The sequence below is a fragment of the Flavobacterium sp. CF108 genome (genome assembly GCF_900129795.1).
Classification (GTDB): domain Bacteria; phylum Bacteroidota; class Bacteroidia; order Flavobacteriales; family Flavobacteriaceae; genus Flavobacterium.
In genome coordinates this window covers 1-1230 of record NZ_FQWW01000019.1, presented here as the reverse complement: position 1 = coordinate 1230, position 1230 = coordinate 1, and the positions used below count along the sequence as shown (strand labels likewise).

Genomic DNA, 1230 nt, shown 5'->3' with positions numbered 1-1230 from the left:
ACGGTGACAGCAGCAGCTAACGGATGTACTTCGGCTGCATCAACAGCTGCGGTTATCAACGCTCAGCCGGCAACTCCGGCAGTTCCGACATTAAGCGCTGTAACCCAGCCGACGTGCTTGACAGCTGAAGGAAGTTTTACCATATCAAACTACAGTGCTTCTAATACTTATGCGGTAAGCCCTTCAACAGGGGTTACCCAGTCAGGAGATACAGTTACAGCTCCTGCAGGAAGTTATACGGTGACAGCAGCAGCTAACGGATGTACTTCGGCTGCATCAACAGCTGCGGTTATCAACGCTCAGCCGGCAACTCCGGCAGTTCCGACATTAAGTGCTGTTATTCAGCCGACATGTTTGACAGCTGAAGGAAGTTTTACCATTTCAAACTACAGTGCCTCTAATACATATACGGTAAGTCCTTCAGCAGGGGTTACTCAGTCAGGAGATACAGTTACAGCTCCTGCAGGAAGTTATACGGTGACAGCATCGGCAAACGGATGTACTTCGGCTGCTTCAACAGCTGCGGTTATCAACGCTCAGCCGGCAACTCCGGCAGTTCCGACATTAAGTGCTGTTATTCAGCCGACATGTTTAACTGCAACAGGAAGTTTTACCATTTCAAACTACAATGCCTCTAATACTTATGCGGTAAGCCCTTCAACAGGGGTTACCCAGTCAGGAGATACAGTTACAGCTCCTGCAGGAAGTTATACGGTGACAGCATCGGCTAACGGATGTACCTCGGCTGCATCATCAGCTGCAGTTATCAACGCTCAGCCGGCAACTCCGGCAGTTCCGACATTAAGTGCTGTAACCCAGCCGACATGTTTGACAGCTGAAGGAAGTTTTACCATATCAAACTACAGTGCTTCTAACACTTATGCGGTAAGCCCATCAGCAGGGGTTACCCAGTCAGGAGATACCGTTACAGCTCCTGCAGGAAGTTATACGGTGACAGCAGCAGCTAACGGATGTACTTCGGCTGCATCAACAGCTGCGGTTATCAACGCACAGCCGGCAACTCCGGCAGTTCCGACATTAAGTGCTGTAACCCAGCCGACGTGCTTAACTGCAACAGGAAGTTTTACCATATCAAACTACAGTGCTTCTAATACTTATGCGGTAAGCCCTTCAACAGGAGTTACCCAGTCAGGAGATACAGTTACAGCTCCTGCAGGAAGTTATACGGTGACAGCAGCAGCTAACGGATGTACTTCGGCTGCATCAACA

Annotated in this window: 1 pseudogene; it reads left to right on the top strand. The window is 49.5% G+C overall.

What is annotated here, in order from left to right:
• Nucleotides 1–1230, top strand: a pseudogene (locus BUE10_RS24080) (hypothetical protein); the annotation flags it as partial.